Here is a 22,018-nt window from a genome sequence, read left to right as displayed (position 1 = left end):
ACAAAATCAATCATTTCTCGTAAGATTCTAGCAGGAAGTTAACCTTTTTACGAGAATAATATGGTAAGATAATTTCCGAAAGCTAGGAGGCTGCCATGGATAACGACCAGATCACATCTAGATCCCAGATAAAAAATGACTTGGATCCGCAAGAAATGCTGCGCGTTATTTTTGATTATGCAGCCAAAATTGCCAATGAACGAGTACTCGAGAATGTCCTTATGTTGATGGCGGATATGGGCCGGGAAATGATTGTCTCGGATCGCTGCACGGTTTGGCTGCTGGATAAGAGCAAGAACGAGCTCTGGTCCAAAGTGGCTCATGGGCTCGATGAGATTCGTATCCCAAGCACGGCAGGACTTGTCGGTTATGCGGTCACGCATGATAAAGCTGTATTTATTGATGACGCCTACACGAATGAAGAATATAAAACTTACTTGCTTAATGGCGCACTGCATACGGATCAGCAAACAGGCTACCGCACGAAAGCCTTGATGGTTATTCCGTTCCGCGACAGCCAGGGCGAAATCATGGGCGCTTACCAGGCCATTAATAAACTAACGGAATGCCGGCAATTTTCGGATAAAGATATGGAGTATTTAACACTCGCCTCCTCTTATGCGGGCAAATCTCTAGAATCGGCGCTGCTCACCAATGAGATCGAAGCAACCCAGAAGGAAATTATTTTCCGCATGGGCGAAATTGGTGAGAGCCGGTCCAAAGAAACCGGGAACCACGTTAAGCGTGTAGCCGAGTATTCCTATATCCTTGCACGTGGATTAGGCATGAGTAAGGAAGAATCGGAACTTCTCAAAATTGCTTCACCCATGCATGATATCGGCAAGGTAGCGATTCCCGACAGTGTGCTCAATAAACCGGGCAAATTAACCGATGATGAGTTCAAATTAATGCAAAATCACACCGTAATCGGCTATAACCTGCTCAAAAACTCCAACCGTCACATTCTCAAAACGGCGGCGGTGGTCGCCTATGAGCATCACGAGAAATGGAATGGTCGCGGATATCCCAGAGGAATCAAAGGTCAAGACATTCACATCTACGGGCGTATTACGGCGATTGCTGACGTTTTCGATGCGCTTGGCAGTGAGCGTGTCTACAAAAAAGCGTGGGACTTAGATCGCATCTTACAGCTTTTCACCGAAGAGCGGGGCGAGCATTTTGACCCACAAATCGTTGATGTCTTTTTTGAACAATTACCGGCGATCCTTCACGCGCGTGAACAATATGCCGATAGTGCGTTAGAGAACTCGGCAGATGGACAATAAAAAGGGCAAATCTCTCGGTCAACGATGACCGTAAGAGACTGCCCTTTTTGTTTTATACGCGAATGGTTACTGCCCCGAAGACCTCTTCACCCCGCGTTAATTCCAAGAGATCGCCATTATTAACAGGTCCAACGCCCTCAGGAGTTCCCGTGTAAATGATATCGCCCACGCCCAGCCCATAATGCTTAGCGATGAAATCGACGATCGTTTGCAAATCAAAAATCATATTGCTGATGTTGCCGTTTTGAACGACTTGTCCATTCTGGCGAAGCTGGAAGTTCTCTTCCGTCAGTTTGGAAGCCCCCGGAAACGGGCGGAATTCCGTCAGTGGCGCTGACTTCAGGAATCCTTTGGCCGGCAGCCAAGGTTGTCCTTTTTTCTTAATAACAGACTGTACGTCTCTTAGCGTAAAATCGATGCCAAGCGCATACTTATCAACAATTTCATCAACCTGAATGCCTTCGCGATAAGGCTTCGCGATATGCAGCACCAATTCAGCTTCATAGTGAATTTCGCCTTGATCGCCTGGAAGCTTCAGCTCCCCGCCACTCATATCCGCCAAGGCATGCGTTGGTTTCGTAAAAATCATAGGCTGATCCGGAACATCATTCCCCAGCTCGGCAGCGTGTGCCCGGTAATTGCGTCCTACACAATAAATATTGCGAATATCTGTCATGTCGTTATCTCCTCACATTATTTCTTGCTAACATTACCTTCGGCATCAACTTTGGAACCAATCGAAATTTGGCTTAATCGCTGGAACAGTTTGGAGCCATCTTCCGAATTCATAGGTGTAGGAAGTGCGAATTTGCTTAAAATAGGGACAAGATGAATATTGCACGCTTTATCTTTCGAGCAGGAAGCTTCCAAGATAACCGTTTCCCATGTCTTTGAAACATCGTTTGTTGTAAATATAAAATTGCCTAAACTATACGCGATCCACTTGCCTTTGTACTGCTCAAAACCTTGTAACACATGTGGATGGCCGCCAACAACCAAATCTGCGCCGGCATCAATATAACGGTGTGCCAAATCCGTCTGATACTTATCTGGATTGTCGCTTCGTTCAACGCCCCAATGTGCAACAACAACGACAAGATCAGCACTTTCTTTTGCTTTTTGAATGGCTTCGACTGGCGGCTTGTAATTGTAAGTTTCCGCTACCCCGATGCGTCCGGGACCTGCTTTCCAAGAGGCCTCCGGAACAACACGGCTAAAGCCGAAAAAGGCAATTTTCATGCCGTTTTTTTCCATTATGACAGGCTGATACGCTTCATTCAAATCATTGCCCGCTCCCATGCGCTTAATACCCTCTTGGTCCAGCGCATTCATCGTATCCTGCAAACCATCAGGGCCATAATCCATGACATGGTTATTCGCTAAATTAACAAGATCAATGCCAGCATCCTTAAGCGGAGGTAAAGCCAAAGGCGATGAGCGGTAAACGTAATCCTTTTTCTGTTCCGTACCTTTAGTTGTTATCGGTGTTTCCAAATTCGCGATGGTGAAATCCGGTTTGGTCAAATAGTCTTTTACATTCGTATAAGGATAATCATAGCCTTTTTGTTTCAGAATATCTTCTACCTTAGAGGCTAGCATCACATCGCCAACAAAAGTGAGATTCACTTGTCCGCTACTGCCTGCTTGCTTGTCCGAAACTTCCGGTGATGACGACGGTACGATTGCGTTTGCTGTAGCTGTAGGACTTGGCTGGCTACTTGCTGCATTCGTCGGTTGAGGCGAGTTTACGGACACCAATGGTAAAGATGCCTCTTGTTCTTCGGTAGTTTTGCTATTCGACGTCCAATAGGATGCACCAATTCCAATCGCGAAACAAGCAGCGGCAGCCAAAGTGAGTCCTCCGATCATTTTCAGCGGAGTTTTCTTCTGAGGCGCGCGCACTACCTTCACTTTACGGTGACGCTCTACTCTGGATTCCATTCAAAACCTTCCCCTTTCCCCCCACAAATTATAGCAGAAGTATCTAGCATTGGGTAATAGTCAAGGACACTCATTTTCAGAATGGAATCCGTATGATATAACAGAAGCAATGAGATTTACACTTGAGACCAGCACGGAAAGGAATTCATCGTTTTGGAAAAAATAGCGATTATTTCAGATATCCATGGAAATTTGCCTGCTCTTGAAGCCGTATTTGCTGATATCAAATTGCGAGGCATTAAGCGAATCTATTGCTTAGGCGATCTCGTTGGCAAAGGACCTGATTCGGCAGCCGTTGTTGACACGATACAAAGAAACTGCGAGGTTGTTATACAGGGAAATTGGGACTTAGGCATTAATAGGCCGCAAGACCAACCGGCAGGCATTTGGCAGCAGCAGCAGTTAGGGCCTGAAAGGCTTGCTTATTTGGCAGAACTGCCATTCTCCGTTGATTTTCACCTTAGCGGCAAACTGTTCCGTTTATTTCATGCTTCCTCACAAAGCGTTTACCATCGTGTTAAACGTAAATCTTCCAAAAAAGAACGTCTGGCACTGTTTCAAAATACAGAAATGACCGGTGCGGCTCCTAACGGAAAGCTGCCCGATATTGTTGGCTACGGGGATATTCACATCCCTTTTTTGATTACGATGAAAAACCCTTCAGAAAAAAGCGTTGCAACGCTTTCCGACAGCGGTCTAATGCTCTTTAACGTGGGCAGTGTAGGCATTCCCTATGATGGCATTCCACAAGCCTGTTACTGTGTTCTGGAGGGCAATATGAATAGTCAGCAGCAAGCAGGATTTTCCCTACAATATGTACGCGTACCGTATGATATCGACTATGCCATCAGCAGAGCTCATGCTGTGCATATGCCAGAGACTGAGCGCTATGCGCTTGAGATTTCAACGGGGCTGGTGCACAAGTAGGGGATTGAACAAAAATTTATTATGGAAATTAATTCCACTACATGCTAATATAGGTTCATCATTGAAAGCGAGGATGCCCTCCATGAAGCTGAACTGGCCCAAAATTGCTTTTATCGTTATATGTGCGGAGATTTTGCTTATTTACTGGAATGGGATGAGCGCTACACCTTTCAAGAAGCAGCAAAATGTACATCCTATATCCACACTGCAACCCGCTCAGCCTGTTACACAGGTAGAAGAGAAAGCACCTTGGCAAATGAACGAATTTAAATTTTTTCAAGTGCATCAGTTAACTTCTTAAGATAAACCATCTACTCAAAGGGAAAAGGGCTACCCGGAATGTCTTTTCAGACAATCAGGTAGCCCTTCCTATGTACACCTTATTTCACCCGAGCCAGTGCTAGACCGTCATAGGCCGGTAGAATTGTGCTCTCCAAACGCGGGTCCTCAGCAATGAGCTTGTTGAAGCTGCGCATCGCTTGCACGGAGGTTTTGGTTTGGCCTGGGTCAACCACTTTGCCCCTCATCAGCGTGTTATCGCCTGCAATGATGGCCCCTGGATTCGCTAATTGAATGGCAAGCTCCAAATAGTTTGGATAGTTCACTTTGTCCGCATCGATAAAAAAGAAATCAAAACGCTCCCCTTGCGTAAGCAGCTCGTTAAGATGCGTCAACGCTTCGCCAATACGATACTCGACGAATTGGCCCAGACCTGCGTCGGCCACATTTTGTTTGGCTACATCAGCGAATTCCTGTTTCAACTCAAGCGAGATCAGTTTACCGCCTTCTTGCAGACCTCTAGCAAGGCAAATCCCGCTATAGCCTCCTAATGCTCCTATTTCCAGTACTTTTTTTGCGCCAATCATCGTCACTAGCATCGTAAGCAGTCTGCCGTAGCCCGGGGCGATTGAGATTTCTGGCATATTATTGGTTCGTATAACTTCCTTCACCCGCTCAAGCACGGGATCATCCGCATATAAACCTTCCATATAGCTTTCAGCTGTTAGGGTTTCCATGTTATTCCTCCTAAGAGTTTGCCGTTTCGTTTGTAAGTATATCTTATTTGTCCTATACTTGTTAATTGTATGAGTTTTATGAACGAAGCACAACCCGGATGGAAGGAATCTAAACATGCCACAATCTATTGAACTAATTGCAACTTGCCCAATGGGACTTGAAGCTATCGTTGCTCGCGAAGTCCGCGACCTCGGTTATACCGAGGTTACCGTTGAGAACGGCCGCGTACGCTTTATGGGAGACGAGCTGGCCATCTGCCGAGCCAATCTATGGTTACGGACAGCAGACCGGATTCTCGTGCTTATGGGCCAGTTTAAAGCTCTGACCTTTGATGAGCTTTTTGAAGGCACCAAAGCGCTCGCTTGGCCCGACTGGATTCCGAACGATGCCGAGTTCCCTGTGCAAGGGCGTTCCCATAAGTCACAACTTTCCAGCGTCCCTGCCTGCCAAGGCATCGTAAAAAAAGCCGTCGTTGAGAAATTGAAACTTCAATACGGCACCGAATGGTTCCCCGAGAACGGGGCGCGTTACGTAATCGAAGTAGCGCTTCTGAACGATATCGCGACACTCACGATCGACACGACAGGCCCAAGCTTGCACAAGCGCGGGTATCGCAAGCTCGTGACCGAAGCGCCGCTGAAGGAGACCATGGCCGCCGCCATGATCCTGCTCAGCCGCTGGAGCGTCGATCGGCCGCTCTACGACCCGTTCTGCGGGTCGGGAACCATCCCGATCGAGGCCGCGATGATCGGCTGGAATATCGCGCCAGGCCTGCGGCGCAGCTTCCCCAGCGAGGCGTGGGGCAATGTGCCGCGCAAGCTCTGGGACAAAGCGCGCGACGAAGCGTTCGACGCGGTCCGCGATAATGTGCCGCTGCACATCATCGGCAGCGATATTGACCCGTCTGCCATCGCAGTGGCAGAAGCCGCCGCGAAGTCGGCCGGGCTGACGAAACAGTTCCAGCTTCGCGTGGAACCGGTGGCCAAAGCCCGCCCGCGCGGCGACTATGGCTGTTTGATCACCAATCCGCCATATGGAGAGCGGCTTGGTGAAGCCAAAGATGTCGAGGTCGCGCTGCGCGAGCTCGGGGCTCTTACAGCTCCAATGCCTTCGTGGAGCATGTTTATTCTCAGCCCGAGCACACAGCTCGAGCATTATATGAACCGCCGCGCTGATAAGAAGCGCAAGTTGTTTAACGGACGGATTGAGTGCAACCTTTATCAGTACCTTGGGCCTTTTCCTCCGCGGAGATAGGAACGTAGGTTGCACTAAAAAGAGGCAGCTGAGACTTTACGTCTTAGCTGCCATTGTTTTTAGATGGCTCTTATGGGTGGTCCATAAACTCCTGTTAAAATCTAAGCCCGAGCTGTCTCACCAGCGATTACCCTAACCGACACAGGAGCCTTTATTCGGCCTGAAATCGCCGATTCAGAATTCTAACGGACACCAGCGCTGCTATTCGCATACTTTGGAGTCAATTAGGCCGCGAAATGGGCAAATAAGAGCGCTGAATGAAACAGAGGTAGCTGAGACCCTTACATCTCAGCTACCTCTATCTTTTTACAAATAATGCATGGTTACTTCGCTTCTAACAAACAATCTCGCATTGACGCCAGTTTGCCCAATACCTTTAGATATGTAATAAGCCCCATATTGCTGTTTATGTAAGCCTTTATAAATGCCCATTCTAGGCAGCTTACCTGCGTTTTTGATATGAAAGAAATATGGAATATTAAACTGTTTACCGTGGAGATGTCCAGCCATTAAATAATCGAATTCTTTATTCAAGTGTAGCACGATGTTAGGATCATGGGTAATAATGAGTTTCGTTCTGCGATCATCAACAGCTCGAAAAGCAGCCTTAATATCACTTTTATCAGAATCGAAATCATCAATGCCAATTAGTTCAAATTGTTCTAAATGGAGCGACTCATTCCTTAACAATTTAAGCCCATATTTTCTTAAAAGCTTGATAAGATCTTTGACATTTTTCTGCTGATAATCATGGTTTCCAAGAACGCAATAAATAGGTACGTTACAAATCGCGATTGCTCTTAGGTACTCTTCAAGTCTAGGAAGCATTTTTCGGTATTTGGTGAAATCACCTGTAATAAATATATAATCCGGTTTTTCATCATGAATAATAGCGGCTATTCTGGCTGGACGTATTCTTAATCTTTCAACATGCATGTCACTAATTTGCAGGATTCTCACATTTAGATTAAGAGGATATCTTATCCGCTCAATTTTTAGCCATTGTGTCGGCAAGATAAAGATTATGTAGCAAATAAATAGAACTAAGAATACATAAAGGCCGTTTAATAAAATTCCTTCCAAGCGCATCCTCCTCACCAAAAATGGGACCTAATAGCTGCTGAAATCAATAAGGTTTATATACTAAGTTTTATTATAGGGTTAATACATTAATGCCACATGAGTACAAGAGTTCAATTTTGTTCTACATAATCCTGAGTACCTAACAAAGGTCCTTTCTCGTCTGACAAGTTAATGAAGTGTTCTGAAAACTCTATTTCATTTGTTTGATACTGTACCCAGCCTCTTTGTGCTTTGATTAAGGATTCTTTGTCCTCTGCATTTAACTTGGTTAGAAGTTTTTCATAAATGTTGTTTAATTCTTGATCCCAGATCCGGGTATATTTCGCTTCTAACTCAACCCAATTGGACATATTAAAGTTCATTGAATTTTGAAATTCATTATTTTCTTTTACATAATCCTTATCTATGGGGTTATCTCTGATAACTTATTAGACGAGTTACCTTATATTTCGTTTATTTACCCAATGTTTTATCGCGTGAACCAACAAAAAAATCCCCCAACCGCTAATCCGACCCTGTTCAGTCGAGCGTTTGAGGGATTTATTTTTTCATCAAAAGCCAAATGATTATGGCCCAAAGCGGAATAGACAGCAGAAAACTCCACATGCATCCTATAGCAAAGCCTAATTTTGCTTTTTGTTCATTGTTTGATAAATCATCGTTCGGCATGTTCCACCAGCTCTAACGGGAGTCCATCTGGGTCCGCAAAAAACGTATACCGATCACCTGTAATGGGATCAATCCGTACCGGTTCAACCGCAATTCCCTTGCTCTCTAGTTCTTTGACGCTTTCGTCCATATTTCCAACGACAAAAGCCAAGTGCCGAAGTCCTCGCGCTTCCGGTCTATCCACTCTTAAAGGAGGATTAGGGAACGAAAACAATTCAATCTGCTGCTCTGTTTCTCCTATGCGCAAATCCAGTTTGTAGGAATCACGTTCTGCCCGGTACAACTCATTTACGATCGTCATTCCTAATAAATCAACATAGAAATGCTTCGACTGTTCGTAATTCGAGCTAATAATGGCCACATGATGCATGCGATCGATTTTCACTAACACGCCTCCCCACTCCGTAAATAAACCGCAATCCGGGAATTCCCCATCCTGCGGCTCGTTTCTTATTTTATCCGTCTGCTCTCATCGTTTCAACAATTTTCTTCAAAATATTCTCGGCTTGCGCATATTCTACCTGACACGTACCTGCTGCGTGGTGACCGCCTCCGCCATTTTGGAGCATCAAAGTCCCGATGTCCGTTTGGGAGGTGCGATTCACAATGCTGTGTCCGCAGGCAAATACACAATTTTGTTTGTTACGTCCGTCCACGATCCAAATGGATACATTTTGCTCCGGATAAAGAGCGTAAACCATGAAACGGTTGCCAGGATAGATGGTTTCCACGTCCCGAAGATCCGTAATAATCACATTTCCTTCTGTATACGTATGTTTTGCAAGCATTTCACGGTATAGGGCATCCAATTCATAATACCGTTCTACCCGCTCCTTAACGTCAGGAAGCTCCATAATTTGATCGACCGTCATCACCGCGCAGTGATCCACAAGCTCTTCCATTAGCTGATAATTGCTAATTCGATAGTCCCGGTAACGTCCTAAACCCGTACGGGCATCCATGATGAACGATAATAAATCCCAACCCGTTGGATTCAAAATATCTTCTTTACTGAATTGTGCCGCATCCGCTTTATCTACGCCTTGCATAATATCGTCAATATCACCAAATGTTTCTTGCCCACCATAATAATCATAAACGACGCGTGCTGCGCTTGGTGCGATACGGGTTTCCCCTTTGAAAGCTACCTTCTCACCCATCCGCTCAAGTTCACTGGAATGATGGTCAAACCATAATCCGCAACCTGGAACATAAGGCACATTCGCCAAAATATCGTTCTCGGTAACCTCGATCAGACCATCCTGCATATCTTTGGGATGAACGAATTTCATTTCATCGACCATGTTTAGCTTTTTGAAAAGCATTGCGCATACTAAACCGTCAAAATCCGAACGCGTAATTAATCGCATAGCGCAAATCCCCCTACGAAGTTAGTACTTAAGAACTATGTATGAATATGTGTATCATTATATCAGCACCTGTCGATTTGTGACAATCATTTTGTCATTAGAGCTTTTGGGATAAAAAAAAGAACAGTTCGCCTAGATGGGCTGAACCGTTCTTAATTTGGACGTCAAAATTTGGTAGAGTCTAGTCATAAATGCTTCAATTTGTGGCATCGGAGGCATTTTCACAGAAAGCTTAACTTCGCCTTTCCAGTAGAAAATTAAAATGCTGTTGCTTCTCCCCTGAAACATTTCAACATCCCAACACGTCTCATTAAGTGCGTACTCTTCTAAATTAATCATTAGCTTCGGTCCATCCGAGGATGGCACCAAACGGGCAACATGATTGCCGCAAAGTGATGTTACTTTTTGCTCTTCATGTAAATCAGACTGCATGCTGCTTGGTCCTCCTTTTATCCATAGTTTATGAAAGTTATGACAGAGAAAAACCCCACCATAGTGTACCGATCGGAGGGGATCTAAGTTGAATACCCAATCGTTCGGCAGCTGGCTGGCAACGAGTTCGTTTATGAACAAGGTAGCCCCTTTAGCTTTGCGTCACTGACTTTCGTCAGTTTTGCCATTGTCGAGATGTGTTGTGAATTCTTGTACAAGAAATAACTACACTCTCAAGAATAAGGGATGTTGTTTTGAAATCGTATAGTTCGCAAGAACTATTTTTGCAATATCTATCAAAAAACTTCTTTTTTCGACCTATTTTTGGGCAGTGCTTGTAGATTATTGGCGCCCTTCCAGTAAAAGAGAGATCCCGCAAGGGTTACAAAAGCGATAACCAGATAAAGTGCAGTGCCCCCGTACGCTACGAGCAGAAAGCCGCCAACCCATGGTCCCATAAAATGACCTATATTGGTTAACGTTTGTGCTCCAAAATAAGTACCGCGCATATGCTCCGGCGCCAGTTTATCAATCAGCATGTTGGCCGCGGGGTAATTTAATATTTCGCCTAGTGTAAAAATCGCCATGGAAATAATCATGGGTACTAACGAATGCGAGAATGCAAAACCGATATCGCCTAAAGCAAACATCAAATTGCCAAAAATAATCGCTACAAGCGGCGAGTATTTATCAGAAATACGCGTAAGCGGTATTTGCATCGCAATAACCACAATGGCATTGACACTCATGAGGACTGCAAACATTTTCACACCTTCAGTGAAATTCTGCTCCAAATATTGCGATAGTGTCACCATGACTTGCGAGTAGCCGATAGCCCCTATAATTCCGCCAAGAATATAATAGCGAAACGTGACATCACGTTGAATGACCCGCAATGCGGAGACAAACGTAACAGGTTGTTTTTTCTCCCCTTCTATTTGCTTAATGCCAAAAACGATAAGGAGAACGTAGAGGGTAACCGCATAGATAAAATATACGATTCCAGTGAGTAGAAACGGCAATGCTCCATCCATCGTTGCAAAAAAAGCACCTAATAAAGGTCCAACAGCAACACCAACATTGATGGCCATGTATCTCATTGAAAACACACTGAGTCGCTTTGCCGGTTCGGTTAAATCCGCCATCAAGGCTTGCGAAACCGGTTCGTAGAAGGATCGGCACAAGCCGTTCAACATGTTCAGCATCATGAACAGTACCGGTAATTTCACGATACTAAAACCTACAAACACAACCGCCCATCCAAAAAGTGCAGCAAGCATGATGATGCGTCGGCCAAATCGGTCCGATAAATTGCCGCCGATAAAACCTCCGACTGTTCCTGCCAAAGCTCCCATTCCAATAACGACCCCGATCATTACCGCACTCATTGACGTATGTTTAGCCAAGTAAATCGCCAGAAAAGGCAGACTCATGGAAGACGCCGCTCTGGCCATGACCGTTCCTAAAATCAACGTATGTACAATCGGATGATACGAGCCAAGAAAACTACGTAATCGATTCATCTGTCAGAACTCCTCTCGCTGCTAATTTACCAAAGGTTAAGAAATGAGATCAAGAACTCATTATACACGAAAAACGGTAGTTCGTGTCCTTAATTATATTTTTTTGTCGAATAAAAAAAGGACTCCCCGAAGTCGAGCGGGGGCCCAGTTTTAACCATGTTTTGAGGCCTAGAATTTGAAGTTAACTTCTAATTCTGGGCTACTGTACCCGAATGATAATCAAAGGCATTGAGGGCGTTAATTCCATGAGTCAGGACGTAGCCTGCATTTGCAACACCGCCAACCAGCAGTCCTTCCATCAGTTCCTCCGCTGTCCCGCCTAACTCCTTGAATTTTCGCGTATGGTTGTCAATACTATAAGCACACCCATTCACATGTGCGATGACAACAGCGATCAACTGTTTCGTTTTGGCATCGATAGCGCCATCCGCCATGGCTTTAGACTGGAATTGTTCGAAAGCCGCAAATGTCTCCGGACGTGTTTCCTTAACCTGCGGTAGCTTGCTCGCGTTGCTCGTTGCATACAGCTCGTTAGAAACGAGATCATGCATGGTATTCCATGCGTTCACGCTATGAAATAACACCGTTTCGGCGTTCACAGCCCCTGCCACAAGAATTGCTTCCACTACCTCTTCTATAGAACCTTCCAACTTTTTGAATTTGCCCGTGTGAACATCAATACAGTAAGGACATCCCGTAACATGCGTGACAGCGACAGCAATCAATTCTTTCGTTCTCGACGTAATGGCGCTTTCTCCAAAAGCCTCACCCATAAACTTAAAAAATGCTTTGGATCCTTGTGGCACAATTTCTTGCAGTTCCGCTACTCTTCTCAAATTGCTGCGTTCGTACAGTGAATTAGAATTTTTATAATCCATTTCCAATTTCCACCATTTCTTTGATTTGAATATTATGATATCTAACTTATTTTTAACTGTAAACAATTAAATATTTCGACTTTTAATGTTAAAATTTCATTTTTATCTATAAAATAAGCCTGAAATCCGTTATAATGGTTCCAATTATCAAATCAACGAATTTTAAAATAAATTAGATATCTAACTATATATCCAAAAAAAGACTGCCATATAACCCCTTTTGCCAGTCCGCTCACCCATGAAAATTACTGTCAACACGTTTCATCCAATGCAGCATCAAGGCGATTTCCTGATCGGAAAATCCTTGGCGAATTATCTTCTCTCCCTCTTCGACAATAGCTAAACAAGCCTCTTTAATGGAGGAGCCCTTATCCGTCAAATAAATACGATTAATACGGGTATCCAACTTGTCTGGTACACGATTGATCATCCCTCTCTCTTCTAACCCGCGAAGAAGAAAGGTCATGGAAGCCGGTTGAATGCCTAAAATGTGCACCATTTCTTTTTGGGTGCGTCCCTCTTCTTCCCATAGAATCATAAGGACACCTAGCTGAGAGTTCGTGACACCTTGTTCTTCCAGCCTCTGATCCAAATAGTTACAGGCATTGCGATAATTCTTCTTTAACCAGAATCCAATTGATCCATGTAGTGTAGCGTTCATGTTGGTTCTCCCTTTACAAGATGTTTGCGTTATATTGCCATTATATACGATCACCTCTCTGATGAACATATTCCAAACTGTTATACTTAATAATGGCCTTTGGACATTCTTCTCTTCGCAATCCAGTAAGAAATCCAACCGGCCGTATAACAGATGAGACAGCCAAAAAACTTCGGCTTCAGAATTGATTTTTGAGGATTAATCGGGCACGATTTCATTCTGCAACCTCCTTCCCCGCCAATTAGTTAGATATCTAAATATATAGTATGATACCGAAAACAGAATGTCAATAATTGCCACAAAATAAAAAGCACTTCCATATAGAAAGTGCCTATAGAACGTACACGGCCTACTAACCACTGGCAGGAATTGAAAGCCAAGGGCGTTCACGCTGCCATTTCACTTCAACCTCCGTCTCAAAGAAAGAGGATAAACCATCGCTCGTCAAAACATGGCGCGACAGCCCTTTTGCGAATACCTCGCCGCGACGAATCAATAAGGTTTGATTAAAAACAGGTAAAATTTCTTCAATATGGTGAGTCACGAATATTAGTGTGGGAGCATCCGGTTCCTTGGCTAATTCTTGAATGCTGGAAAGCAAAGCTTCCCGAGAAAGGAAGTCTAACCCGTTCGTTGCTTCATCGAGAATCAGCAGCTTGGGCGAGGCCATTAATGCGCGTGCAATTAATATTTTTTGCTTTTCACCCTGAGAGCACGATTGATAAGTCCGGTCGTATAAATGCATACAATTCAGCCGCTGCATATGCGCTTTGGCCTGCTCAAAGTCTTCCGTACTCGGTTTCTCATATAGCCCGATTGAAGCATGTTTACCGCTTATTACAACATTTTGCGTTTTATCGGAAGCATACAACTTCTCCTGGAGGGATGAGCTTACCCAACCAATCATTTTACGCAAATCTCTTAAATCTACCGTTCCAAACGGATGCCCGAGTACAGCCATTTGTCCTTGGCTCGGCCAGATATAACCATTGATCATATTCAATATAGTCGTCTTGCCTGAACCATTCAGCCCCAGTACGGCCCAATGTTCATTTTTGGATACCTGCCAATTCACTTCATTCAGAATCGTTTTGTTATCTCTATACCAGGAGACGTTATTCATTTCAATAATCGATGGCATTCGGTTTCACCTCGTGATCAATTAAGCTTTAACAACATTTTGTGGTAGTTCAATTTGTGTCATATTCAATTTTTTATCCGATGGCAGAAAAGCGGCCAATAGTCCGATTAGCGGCAAGAATGCGCAAATTTTAATGACAAACGAGATGCTTGTTGCATCCGCAAGTGTACCAAGCACAGCTGATCCGATCCCGCCTAGTCCGAAAGCCAAGCCAAAGAATAAACCGGATACCGTGCCGACTTTGCCTGGCAGAAGTTCCTGCGCATAAACGACAATGACGGAGAAGCCGGATAGCAAAATGAATCCAATGCATGCACACAACACGCCCGCCCAAAATAAGTTGGCATATGGTAAAAGCAGTGAAAACGGCGCCGTTCCCAGAATGGAAAACCAGATCATGTTCCGTCTGCCGAAACGATCCGCCAGCGGGCCGCCCATGAACGTACCGACTGCTCCGGCAGCAAGCAAAGTGAAAATGAATAGCTGCGCTTTTTCAACGGAAAGTTGATTGTGTTCGATTAAGTAAAAAGCGTAAAAACCCGTCATGCTTGCCACATAAACAAACTTGGAAAACAAGAGCATGATCAAAATCGAAATGGCATAGGTAACTGTCTTACGCGGCAGAGGCTTTTTACTGACAGAAGCTTTACTCGAAGCTGCAGAGCGGCTGCTGCCCGCTTTACCATACCATTTGGCCACGAAAAACTGAACAACAATCGCTGCAGCAGCAACAAACGAAAACCAAATAATGCCGAATTGGCCGAATGGAACGAAAATCAGCGCTGTAAAAATAGGAGCAAGCGCCTGCCCGATATTACCGCCTGTTTGGAAAATCGACTGCGCCAAGCCTCGGCGAGGTCCGGCAGCCAAGTAGGCAACGCGCGATGCTTCGGGATGAAGCACAGAAGATCCTAGACCAACAAGCACAACAGCACCAAGCACCTGGACAAACGAAGACGCAACAGCAAGCAAAATCACGCCTAATAACGAGAAAAATACGCCTGTTGGCAGCAAAAACGGCTTCGGCTTTGAATCTGTGTACCAACCGATTAAAGGTTGAAACAAAGAAGCTGTTACGTTTAGCGTAAAAGCGATCCAACCGATTTGGCTAAAGCTCAAGTGCAGCGAATTATGAAGAATCGGGAAAACGGCAGGTATAACGGATTGAATGGCGTCATTCAATAAGTGGACCAGGGAGATCGAGAATAAAATCGCATAAACTGTATGATTGCGTACTGAACTTGAATCTGACACGGTTACTAACCCCTTTCATCATATCATCTGATGTTTAAAGACATAGGAGAGTCAAGCTACTCCTGGTTTACAAACTGTTTAAGCTGTGTGACCGTTTCATCCAGGTTTTTCATGGTCCAATACTCCGCTTCCGCGACATTCTTGTCTTTGATCGCTTTGTACATATTCTCATGAAACAGATGATGAGGATCTTGCAACGTCACGATCAATTTTTGTGATGCCTCCAAAAGTGCCGATGTGAAAGATCGGTACAGGTCGATGACAACACTGTTTTTGCTGGCAACAGCGATGGATAGATGAAATTTCACATCTTCACGCAAATACGTGTCTGTATCACCTTTCTCCAATGCTTCATAACGTTGATCCAACGCACTCCGCATTTGCTCGAGGTCGTTCTCGTCGCGGCGCTCAGCAGCCAATCTGGAGATTTCTAACTCAAGCATCCTTCTGACCTCGTAAACCTCCAGAATCTGCGCTCTACGGAGCCTGTGATCCAGCGGTTCCTGCATGGCCGACTGCGCCTTCAGAAAAGTACCGAAGCCCTGTTTCTTCTCAAGCAGGCCAGCGTGCACAAGGACACGGACCGCTTCGCGGATCGTTGAACGTCCCACGGCGAACTGCTGCATTAATTCCGGTTCCGTAGGAATCTTATCCCCAGGTTTTATTTCTCCTTCTGAAATCTTCTTTTGCAGTTGATTCACTACATCGTCTACCAACTTTGGGCGATTCAGCGGTTGGAAAGACATTTTAGAATTCATCTGATCATCTCCTGTTTGAACATGAGTATAGCATAGGGTGTATGAATTTTTCCAGTCTAAATTTTAGCATGCCCTTGCATACGAAAAACACTTCCCAGAATTTTTCGAGGAAAGTGTTTTCAACCTCTAACTGGAACCGCAGCTGGAACTTGAACAGGAGGAACTTGAGCATGAGGAGCTTGAGGAACCTGAGGAGTCTGATGAACAAGAAGAACTGGACGAGCAGGAACTGCCTCCCCCTTGATCTCCAGAGTTATCGCAACTTCCTGCAGAGCTTCCGCAACCCGAAGAAGAACAGCCGCTATGTTTGTCACGCTGAGATTCCGGGGAATTCTCCGGGAAATTCGTATTCATCTCATCGGCATAGCTTTGTGGGCTTTGGATGGAGAAGAACATCATAGCGCCTGCCAGATAGAGCATGGAGTTTGGGTTAGTTGTGGAATAATCCCACCCCGTATCCTCGAGACGGCGGCTTTCGGCAGCCTTGTTAGCTTCCAGAATGGCTTGCTCAACCAAGATACGAATCGTTTGTGCAACCTCGGGATATCGACCGGCCTGCTCCATATTGAAAAAGCTTCGAGCAATCGCATCCACATTGCCATCACGAAGCAGTTCTGTACGGTCATGATCCAAGGCATTGCGGAAAAATCCGTTCCAGCAGCGCTTGCTGCTCGGCGCAAATTCGAACAAATGAGCATACACCCAATCAAACCAAGCACGTTCTCCAGGCATCAACTTCGGTTCACGTTCGGGAGAGTGATGGATAACACCGCCTGCAAACTGTTCTCCAAAACGCTGATATTCCCTTGTGAACATTAACATTTCGTGCCACAAGTCATCGATTTCACTGCTAAACATCGGAGTTGATTTCATTACGAGACTCATGACAAAATAACGTTTTAATTCAAACCATTTGCAAGCATATTCATCTTCTGTCATACGTGGATGTTCGGCTTTTACCCGATATTGAATTCTTTCCGCATAGTCAGCAGGAATTGAACTGTTTAACTTCGTGACAATACGATCTAACGGAATACCTTCAAGCAGTCCCAGACCATTAGGCAGTTCTGACGCCCGATAAACGGGCTTAGCTTTACCAAGTCGGCTGCGTTTTGGCGGTTTAGATGATTTTCCAAATAAAAAACGAAACATAGGCATCCCTCCTTTTCCCAATATACCATTTGCTTCCTAATCCATGTCAATGAAGATATTGGCATTCGGCAGCCTGCTTAGATGACATGCAAATTTTGTAAATGATATAATAACTAGGAGGAGGTGTTCATCGATGAAAATAGCGGTAACCGGTGGAAGCGGCTTTATTGGCAGACGTTTAATCGCCTATCTGCAACAGCGCGGCCATGAAATGATCACGATTTCCCGCTCATCCCAGGCCGTCGTACAAGGTGCGCGCACGGTCACATGGGCAGAATTGCAAGATGCCCCTGAGAAGCTTGAAGGACTGGACGCCATCGTAAATTTGGCCGGCGAATCGATTAATCAGCGCTGGACGGCTGCGGCTAAACAACGCATCTTGCAGTCCCGCATTAAGGCAGCACAGCAAGTGGCGCAGCTTCTGGAACGTATGGACAAGAAACCTAAGGTCGTCGTCAATGCTTCCGGTATGTCTATTTATGGCACGTCTGAGACGGCAACTTTCGATGAGCGCAGCCCGCACCATACGATGGATTTCTTATCGAGTGTCGTGGACAAATGGGAACAAGCCGCAGATCAAATCAAAGGCCCGCGAATCGTCAAAGTTCGCGTTGGACTTGTGCTCGACGGGAAAGAGGGCGCATTTCCAAAGATGGCTTTCCCTTATAAACTTGGCGTTGGCGGCCCTATCGGCAGCGGCAAACAATGGCTGTCTTGGATTCACATTGAAGACATGGTAAGATTGATCGATTTCTGCATACAAAACGAAGAAATCAGCGGACCTGTCAATGCGACAGCGCCAAATCCTGTCACAAACAAGCAGTTCGGGGCGCAGCTAGCCCAAGCACTTCATAGACCGAATCTGTTTCCTCTCCCTGCTTTTGTCATGAAGCTTGCTTTCGGCGAATTATCCACACTGCTTCTTGAAGGCCAGAAGGTGCTGCCGCATGTACTACTCCAACATGGCTTTAGCTTTACATATCGTACCGTTGACAAAGCGCTGGCGGATATCGTGAACAACTAAAATAACTGTGAAAAGGTGATTCTTTTGACCGTTCATCAATTTTCAGCCCGGACGATCCGCGGTGAAGATAAGTCGCTTGCCGACTACAAAGGACAAGTGCTGCTCATTGTTAATACCGCAACCAAGTGCGGATTTGCCCCTCAATTTACGGGACTGCAGGAGCTTCATGATACATATAAAGATCAGGGGTTTAGCGTACTGGGCTTTCCATGCAACCAATTCAGAGATCAAGAGCCCGGAAACGATACAGAGGTTGAGCAGGCGTGCCAAATCAATTTTGGCGTGAACTTCCCTTTGTTCTCCAAGATTGATGTCAACGGCGCTGACACCCATCCACTTTACCGCTACTTGAAGCAGCAGGCTTCCGGTTTGCTCGGCTCCAGCATCAAATGGAATTTCACCAAATTTCTCGTGGATCAAAACGGCAACGTCATTAAAAGATTCTCACCAACGACAACGCCGCGTAAAATTGAAAGCCAAATTCGCCAACTGCTCGCAAATGCCTCCACTCATGTTTAAAACATAGAAAAAACCGTCAGGGCTTTGATCCCCGGACGGTTCTTTTTATTTGACGTATTTTTTAGCCTTTTCAATTGCTTCGTCTTCTGTTGCTCCTGTCACGTAGCGGCCATTAATGAATATAAAAGCAAAACGAGAACAAGGACCGCAATACGATTTGCAGGCAACTTTGACTTCAGCATCAGGTGCAATGACTTTAATTTTTGAAAGTGCAGATTTCACTTTCATATGTTTGCATTTATCACAAATGCGAATATCATTGCGCATTAGTGATCTCCGTTGTTCCCCTTGCTTGGGTTCGTAATCATAAAACCTTCTTCTGGCGTGTAGAAGTAGTCAATACGGATTCCGTCAAGCAATGGTTCGTTTCCATCCAGCAAAACATCAATGCCTTTGTCTGTGCTGACAACGACATCATTTGCAGATTTATCGTCAAGACCCAAGCCATAGTGAGCGTGGTCGCCATGTTTATGAGTCACTTGTACTCGAACCAATAGACCTTTGTTTTCTTCTTTATCAAGCTCCAATTGAAGTACTTTCGCTGCATTACGAGAAATTTTGACGTTCATATGTACACATCTCCTGAAACAATAATTTTATTTCTTATTGTAAAGAATCTAAGGCACGAAATCAACCTTTGACAGCATCCGACTTAAAAAGCGATTTACAAATGCCCCAATCGGGCTGCTATTGCTAATTGCCTTCACGAACTTTAAAATACATAGTAGTGGAACTATTTTATCCTAAATTCAAGCTGGTAACTTACTTACTTCATGGATAGTTATGTACATTCCAAAATGGAAAGGACGCGTTTCTGAATGTCAACTCTTGAAAATGAAAAAGTCGCCCCGCTCAGCAACTATGTTCCTAAAGTACCGAAAGTCATTGAATGCTCCATTGAACGTACACTTGAAGTCATCGGTGGCAAATGGGCCTTCCTCGTGCTCCGGGAACTGTTTTGCGGTACGAAGCGTTTCGGCGAACTCCAGCGTCAAGTAACTGGAATCAGCCCCAAATCTCTAACCGATATTCTCCGTCATCTGGAGGATCACGGTGTTTTAGAGCGGACGGCATATCCCACTGTCCCTGTTACCGTTGAGTATACCTTGACACCGAAAGGCCAGGATTTGCATCAAATATTAAAAGAGATGAAGCTATGGTCCGCAAAATGGACATAATGATTGAATAACAGCTGAGGAGTTGGACTTACGTGATTACCATTAAAACAAAAGAACAAATTGAAAAAATGGGCAGAGCTGGACGCATTCTAGCCGATTGTCATAAAGAAATTGCCAAAATGATTCGCCCTGGCATCACGTCCTGGGAAATCGACCAATTCGTCGAGGGCTGGTTGGCGAAGCACGGCGCTACACCGGAACAAAAGGGCTATCACGGTTATCCTTACGCTACTTGCGCATCGGTTAACGATGTGATTTGCCACGGGTTCCCGAAGAAAGAGGCTTTGAATGACGGCGATATCGTCACCATCGATATGGTTGTTCGGATTGATGGCTGGTTGGCGGACTCCGCTTGGTCCTACGCCGTTGGGAACATCTCTCCGATTGCGGAGAAATTGCTTCAAGTAACCAAAGAGTCGCTGTACAAAGGCATTGAGCAAGCGATTCCAGGCAACCGCATCGGCGATGTTTCTCACGCGATTCAAGTGTATGCGGAATCACAAGGCTTCTCCGTCGTCAGAGATTTTATCGGACACGGCATCGGCTCCGAAATGCATGAAGAACCGCAAGTTCCACATTACGGACCAGCAGGCAAAGGGCCGCGCATTAAAGAAGGCATGGTGTTCACGATTGAACCGATGCTGAATGTCGGCAAATATCATTCCAAAGTAGATAGCGACGGTTGGACAGCAAGAACTTACGACGGCAGTCTGTCTGCACAATATGAACACACGATTGCGATTACGAACCAAGGTCCGGTTATTTTGACGGAACAATAAACATTTAAGCCCGGAGGAACATGCATGATTTCTTTTTACAAGAAATATTGGAGAACTGCTTTTGACATTGCTCTCATTGTTCTAACCGTCTACCTCTTCATGCTGTTGTTCAGCTATTTGTATCGCATCGCGACACCTATCTTTCTGGCTCTGATCATTTTCATGATGATCGAGCCTTTTGCTAGGTTTCTGAACCGGAAAGGGATGCGAAAGTCGATTGCATCAGCGATCTCGACGCTCCTCTTCGTCCTGATCATCTTAGGCGCGCTGGCGGGCGCCGCCGTTATTTTCACAAGCCAGATCATGAGCCTTGTCGATAAAGTAGACGATTATCAAGCCGTTTTCAACGACCAAATCATACATAAAATTAGCGAATTAAATAATCGCTTCCAAACATTGCCCCCTGATGTCATTGTGAAAATTAAAGAATATGCCGGACAATTTGCAGGTAATGCCTCAAAATTCATTATTTCTTTCTTATCCGGACTAGTAGCCTCGCTGACTTCCTTTTCCACCTTCATGTTCAACTTCATTGTCGGAATCATTTTGGCCTACTTCCTCAGCATAGAAATCGACTCTTGGAAACGCCTTGCCAGTGAGAAAACACCAAGAACGTTTAAATCGGTATTTTTCTTTCTAAAGGAAAATGTCGTGAAGGGGATTGTCTCATACGTAAAAGCTCAATTTAAGCTGATTTCCCTAACGTTTATCGTCGTTTTCGTCGCTTTGCTTCTGCTCGACGTGAATAATGCTTTCTCTATCTCCCTGCTCTCGGCCATTTTCGATGTTTTGCCGCTGCTGGGTGTCTCCACTTTGTTCATTCCATGGATCATTTATTTGTTTATCGTGGGTCAGACAACACTTGCGATCTGGTTAAGCGCGCTGCTGCTTGTCGTTATCCTTGTCAGACAAATCATGGAACCCAAAATTACAGGGGAATCCCTGGGCGTATCGGCCTTCACGACGTTAGCCTTTATGATCGTGTCGCTTTCATTGTTTGGCGTTGCGGGAGTCATCCTGTCGCCTGTTTTAATCATTTTGCTCAAAGCTCTGTATACACAAGGCTATTTCCATCGTTGGATACGCCAGCCTGAGGACGAATATGCACAGAGCAATCTTCCTACAAGTGGTCCATAAACTTAAAAGCCCATCCTTCCTTTCTGGAAAGATGA

27 protein-coding genes and 1 riboswitch are annotated in these 22,018 nt (G+C 45.0%); of the genes, 9 read left to right on the top strand and 18 right to left on the bottom strand.

All coding sequences use genetic code 11. The features are described from left to right. Positions 1-95: 95 nt before the first annotated feature. Positions 96-1,286, top strand: a complete 1,191-nt coding sequence (locus AC3WTJ_RS21760) for an HD domain-containing phosphohydrolase (protein ID WP_492523604.1) — start codon at positions 96-98, stop codon at positions 1,284-1,286. Positions 1,287-1,338: 52 nt separating this feature from the next. Here AC3WTJ_RS21760 and AC3WTJ_RS21755 read toward each other — a convergent pair whose 3' ends face one another. Both AC3WTJ_RS21755 and AC3WTJ_RS21750 read right to left on the bottom strand, forming a co-directional pair. Next, positions 1,339-1,962: a fumarylacetoacetate hydrolase family protein gene (locus AC3WTJ_RS21755; protein WP_492523603.1), complete on the bottom strand. Its 624-nt coding sequence runs from the start codon at positions 1,960-1,962 to the stop codon at positions 1,339-1,341. Between the two features lie 17 nt (positions 1,963-1,979). Beyond that, positions 1,980-3,227 (bottom strand): CapA family protein, encoded by a 1,248-nt coding sequence (locus AC3WTJ_RS21750; protein ID WP_492523602.1) that lies wholly within the window; start codon positions 3,225-3,227, stop codon positions 1,980-1,982. A gap of 153 nt (positions 3,228-3,380) precedes the next feature. Here AC3WTJ_RS21750 and AC3WTJ_RS21745 point away from each other — a divergent pair, with 153 nt between their 5' ends. Then, entirely contained in the window at positions 3,381-4,154 is a 774-nt protein-coding gene (locus AC3WTJ_RS21745) for a metallophosphoesterase family protein (RefSeq protein WP_492523601.1), read from the top strand. A gap of 82 nt (positions 4,155-4,236) precedes the next feature. Next, the gene (locus AC3WTJ_RS21740; protein ID WP_492523600.1) at positions 4,237-4,455 is read left to right on the top strand and encodes a hypothetical protein; all 219 of its coding nucleotides are present in this window, start codon (positions 4,237-4,239) and stop codon (positions 4,453-4,455) included. Positions 4,456-4,534: 79 nt separating this feature from the next. Here the strand turns inward: AC3WTJ_RS21740 and AC3WTJ_RS21735 are convergent, their stop codons facing one another. Beyond that, on the bottom strand, positions 4,535-5,170 hold the full coding sequence (locus tag AC3WTJ_RS21735; RefSeq protein ID WP_492523599.1) for an O-methyltransferase: 636 nt from the start codon (positions 5,168-5,170) through the stop codon (positions 4,535-4,537). Between the two features lie 115 nt (positions 5,171-5,285). Between AC3WTJ_RS21735 and AC3WTJ_RS21730 the strand changes: the two genes are divergently transcribed. Next, entirely contained in the window at positions 5,286-6,425 is a 1,140-nt protein-coding gene (locus tag AC3WTJ_RS21730) for a THUMP domain-containing class I SAM-dependent RNA methyltransferase (protein WP_127454649.1), read from the top strand. Between the two features lie 306 nt (positions 6,426-6,731). On the opposite strand, the gene AC3WTJ_RS21725 is transcribed toward AC3WTJ_RS21730, so the two are convergent. The 13 genes from AC3WTJ_RS21725 to AC3WTJ_RS21665 all read right to left on the bottom strand — a co-directional run bounded on the left by AC3WTJ_RS21725 (position 6,732) and on the right by AC3WTJ_RS21665 (position 17,346). Then, positions 6,732-7,508, bottom strand: coding sequence for a metallophosphoesterase (locus tag AC3WTJ_RS21725; RefSeq protein ID WP_492523598.1), 777 nt, complete (start codon positions 7,506-7,508; stop codon positions 6,732-6,734). Positions 7,509-7,618: 110 nt separating this feature from the next. After that, positions 7,619-7,858 (bottom strand): lysozyme inhibitor LprI family protein, encoded by a 240-nt coding sequence (locus AC3WTJ_RS21720; protein ID WP_492523679.1) that lies wholly within the window; start codon positions 7,856-7,858, stop codon positions 7,619-7,621. Between the two features lie 305 nt (positions 7,859-8,163). Then, a complete protein-coding gene (gene gloA2 / locus AC3WTJ_RS21715; RefSeq protein ID WP_492523597.1) occupies positions 8,164-8,562 on the bottom strand; it encodes an SMU1112c/YaeR family gloxylase I-like metalloprotein in 399 nt (132 codons plus the stop codon). 70 nt (positions 8,563-8,632) lie between these two features. Then, positions 8,633-9,547 carry an exopolyphosphatase gene (locus tag AC3WTJ_RS21710; protein WP_492523596.1) on the bottom strand — a complete coding sequence of 305 codons (915 nt, stop codon included), beginning with the start codon at positions 9,545-9,547 and terminating at the stop codon, positions 8,633-8,635. 132 nt (positions 9,548-9,679) lie between these two features. Beyond that, complete coding sequence (locus tag AC3WTJ_RS21705) at positions 9,680-9,979, bottom strand: hypothetical protein (RefSeq protein WP_157322706.1); 300 nt, start codon at positions 9,977-9,979, stop codon at positions 9,680-9,682. A gap of 103 nt (positions 9,980-10,082) precedes the next feature. After that, positions 10,083-10,175: riboswitch (cyclic di-GMP riboswitch) on the bottom strand. A gap of 100 nt (positions 10,176-10,275) precedes the next feature. Then, complete coding sequence (locus tag AC3WTJ_RS21700; protein ID WP_492523595.1) at positions 10,276-11,502, bottom strand: MDR family MFS transporter; 1,227 nt, start codon at positions 11,500-11,502, stop codon at positions 10,276-10,278. Between the two features lie 188 nt (positions 11,503-11,690). Further along, a complete protein-coding gene (locus AC3WTJ_RS21695) occupies positions 11,691-12,380 on the bottom strand; it encodes a carboxymuconolactone decarboxylase family protein (protein WP_492523594.1) in 690 nt (229 codons plus the stop codon). 232 nt (positions 12,381-12,612) lie between these two features. After that, on the bottom strand, positions 12,613-13,041 hold the full coding sequence (locus tag AC3WTJ_RS21690; RefSeq protein ID WP_492523593.1) for a MarR family winged helix-turn-helix transcriptional regulator: 429 nt from the start codon (positions 13,039-13,041) through the stop codon (positions 12,613-12,615). Positions 13,042-13,127: 86 nt separating this feature from the next. Continuing rightward, on the bottom strand, positions 13,128-13,259 hold the full coding sequence (locus AC3WTJ_RS21685) for a hypothetical protein (RefSeq protein WP_492523592.1): 132 nt from the start codon (positions 13,257-13,259) through the stop codon (positions 13,128-13,130). A gap of 134 nt (positions 13,260-13,393) precedes the next feature. Beyond that, positions 13,394-14,182, bottom strand: coding sequence for an ABC transporter ATP-binding protein (locus tag AC3WTJ_RS21680; protein ID WP_492523591.1), 789 nt, complete (start codon positions 14,180-14,182; stop codon positions 13,394-13,396). Positions 14,183-14,203: 21 nt separating this feature from the next. Next, a complete protein-coding gene (locus AC3WTJ_RS21675) occupies positions 14,204-15,436 on the bottom strand; it encodes an MFS transporter (protein ID WP_492523590.1) in 1,233 nt (410 codons plus the stop codon). Positions 15,437-15,492: 56 nt separating this feature from the next. Further along, positions 15,493-16,194, bottom strand: coding sequence for a FadR/GntR family transcriptional regulator (locus AC3WTJ_RS21670; protein WP_492523589.1), 702 nt, complete (start codon positions 16,192-16,194; stop codon positions 15,493-15,495). 126 nt (positions 16,195-16,320) lie between these two features. Further along, positions 16,321-17,346 carry a UCP032817 domain-containing protein gene (locus AC3WTJ_RS21665; RefSeq protein ID WP_492523588.1) on the bottom strand — a complete coding sequence of 342 codons (1,026 nt, stop codon included), beginning with the start codon at positions 17,344-17,346 and terminating at the stop codon, positions 16,321-16,323. Positions 17,347-17,479: 133 nt separating this feature from the next. Here AC3WTJ_RS21665 and AC3WTJ_RS21660 point away from each other — a divergent pair, with 133 nt between their 5' ends. Together AC3WTJ_RS21660 and AC3WTJ_RS21655 are read left to right on the top strand one after the other, a co-directional pair. Beyond that, on the top strand, positions 17,480-18,370 hold the full coding sequence (locus tag AC3WTJ_RS21660) for a TIGR01777 family oxidoreductase (protein ID WP_492523587.1): 891 nt from the start codon (positions 17,480-17,482) through the stop codon (positions 18,368-18,370). A 24-nt stretch (positions 18,371-18,394) separates the two neighbouring features. Further along, a complete protein-coding gene (locus AC3WTJ_RS21655; protein ID WP_492523586.1) occupies positions 18,395-18,889 on the top strand; it encodes a glutathione peroxidase in 495 nt (164 codons plus the stop codon). Between the two features lie 45 nt (positions 18,890-18,934). Here AC3WTJ_RS21655 and AC3WTJ_RS21650 read toward each other — a convergent pair whose 3' ends face one another. After that, complete coding sequence (locus tag AC3WTJ_RS21650) at positions 18,935-19,156, bottom strand: YuzB family protein (RefSeq protein ID WP_127454674.1); 222 nt, start codon at positions 19,154-19,156, stop codon at positions 18,935-18,937. After that, the gene (locus AC3WTJ_RS21645) at positions 19,156-19,458 is read right to left on the bottom strand and encodes an iron-sulfur cluster assembly accessory protein (RefSeq protein ID WP_127454676.1); all 303 of its coding nucleotides are present in this window, start codon (positions 19,456-19,458) and stop codon (positions 19,156-19,158) included. Before AC3WTJ_RS21645 ends, AC3WTJ_RS21650 begins: the two co-directional genes overlap by 1 nt. Positions 19,459-19,707: 249 nt before the next feature. On the opposite strand from AC3WTJ_RS21645, the gene AC3WTJ_RS21640 reads away from it, so the two are divergent. From AC3WTJ_RS21640 to ytvI, 3 genes are read left to right on the top strand one after another with little or no spacing between them, the layout of a single operon-like run. Next, positions 19,708-20,067 (top strand): winged helix-turn-helix transcriptional regulator, encoded by a 360-nt coding sequence (locus AC3WTJ_RS21640; protein ID WP_127454678.1) that lies wholly within the window; start codon positions 19,708-19,710, stop codon positions 20,065-20,067. 32 nt (positions 20,068-20,099) lie between these two features. Further along, complete coding sequence (map, locus tag AC3WTJ_RS21635) at positions 20,100-20,846, top strand: type I methionyl aminopeptidase (RefSeq protein ID WP_492523585.1); 747 nt, start codon at positions 20,100-20,102, stop codon at positions 20,844-20,846. A gap of 24 nt (positions 20,847-20,870) precedes the next feature. Then, positions 20,871-21,983: a sporulation integral membrane protein YtvI gene (gene ytvI / locus AC3WTJ_RS21630; protein WP_492523584.1), complete on the top strand. Its 1,113-nt coding sequence runs from the start codon at positions 20,871-20,873 to the stop codon at positions 21,981-21,983. The last annotated feature ends 35 nt before the right edge of the window (positions 21,984-22,018 follow it).

It is taken from the genome of Paenibacillus sp. FW101-FHT12H11 (assembly GCF_058790355.1).
Note: the sequence above shows the minus strand (reverse complement) of the source record. Positions and strands in the feature narration are given on the sequence as shown.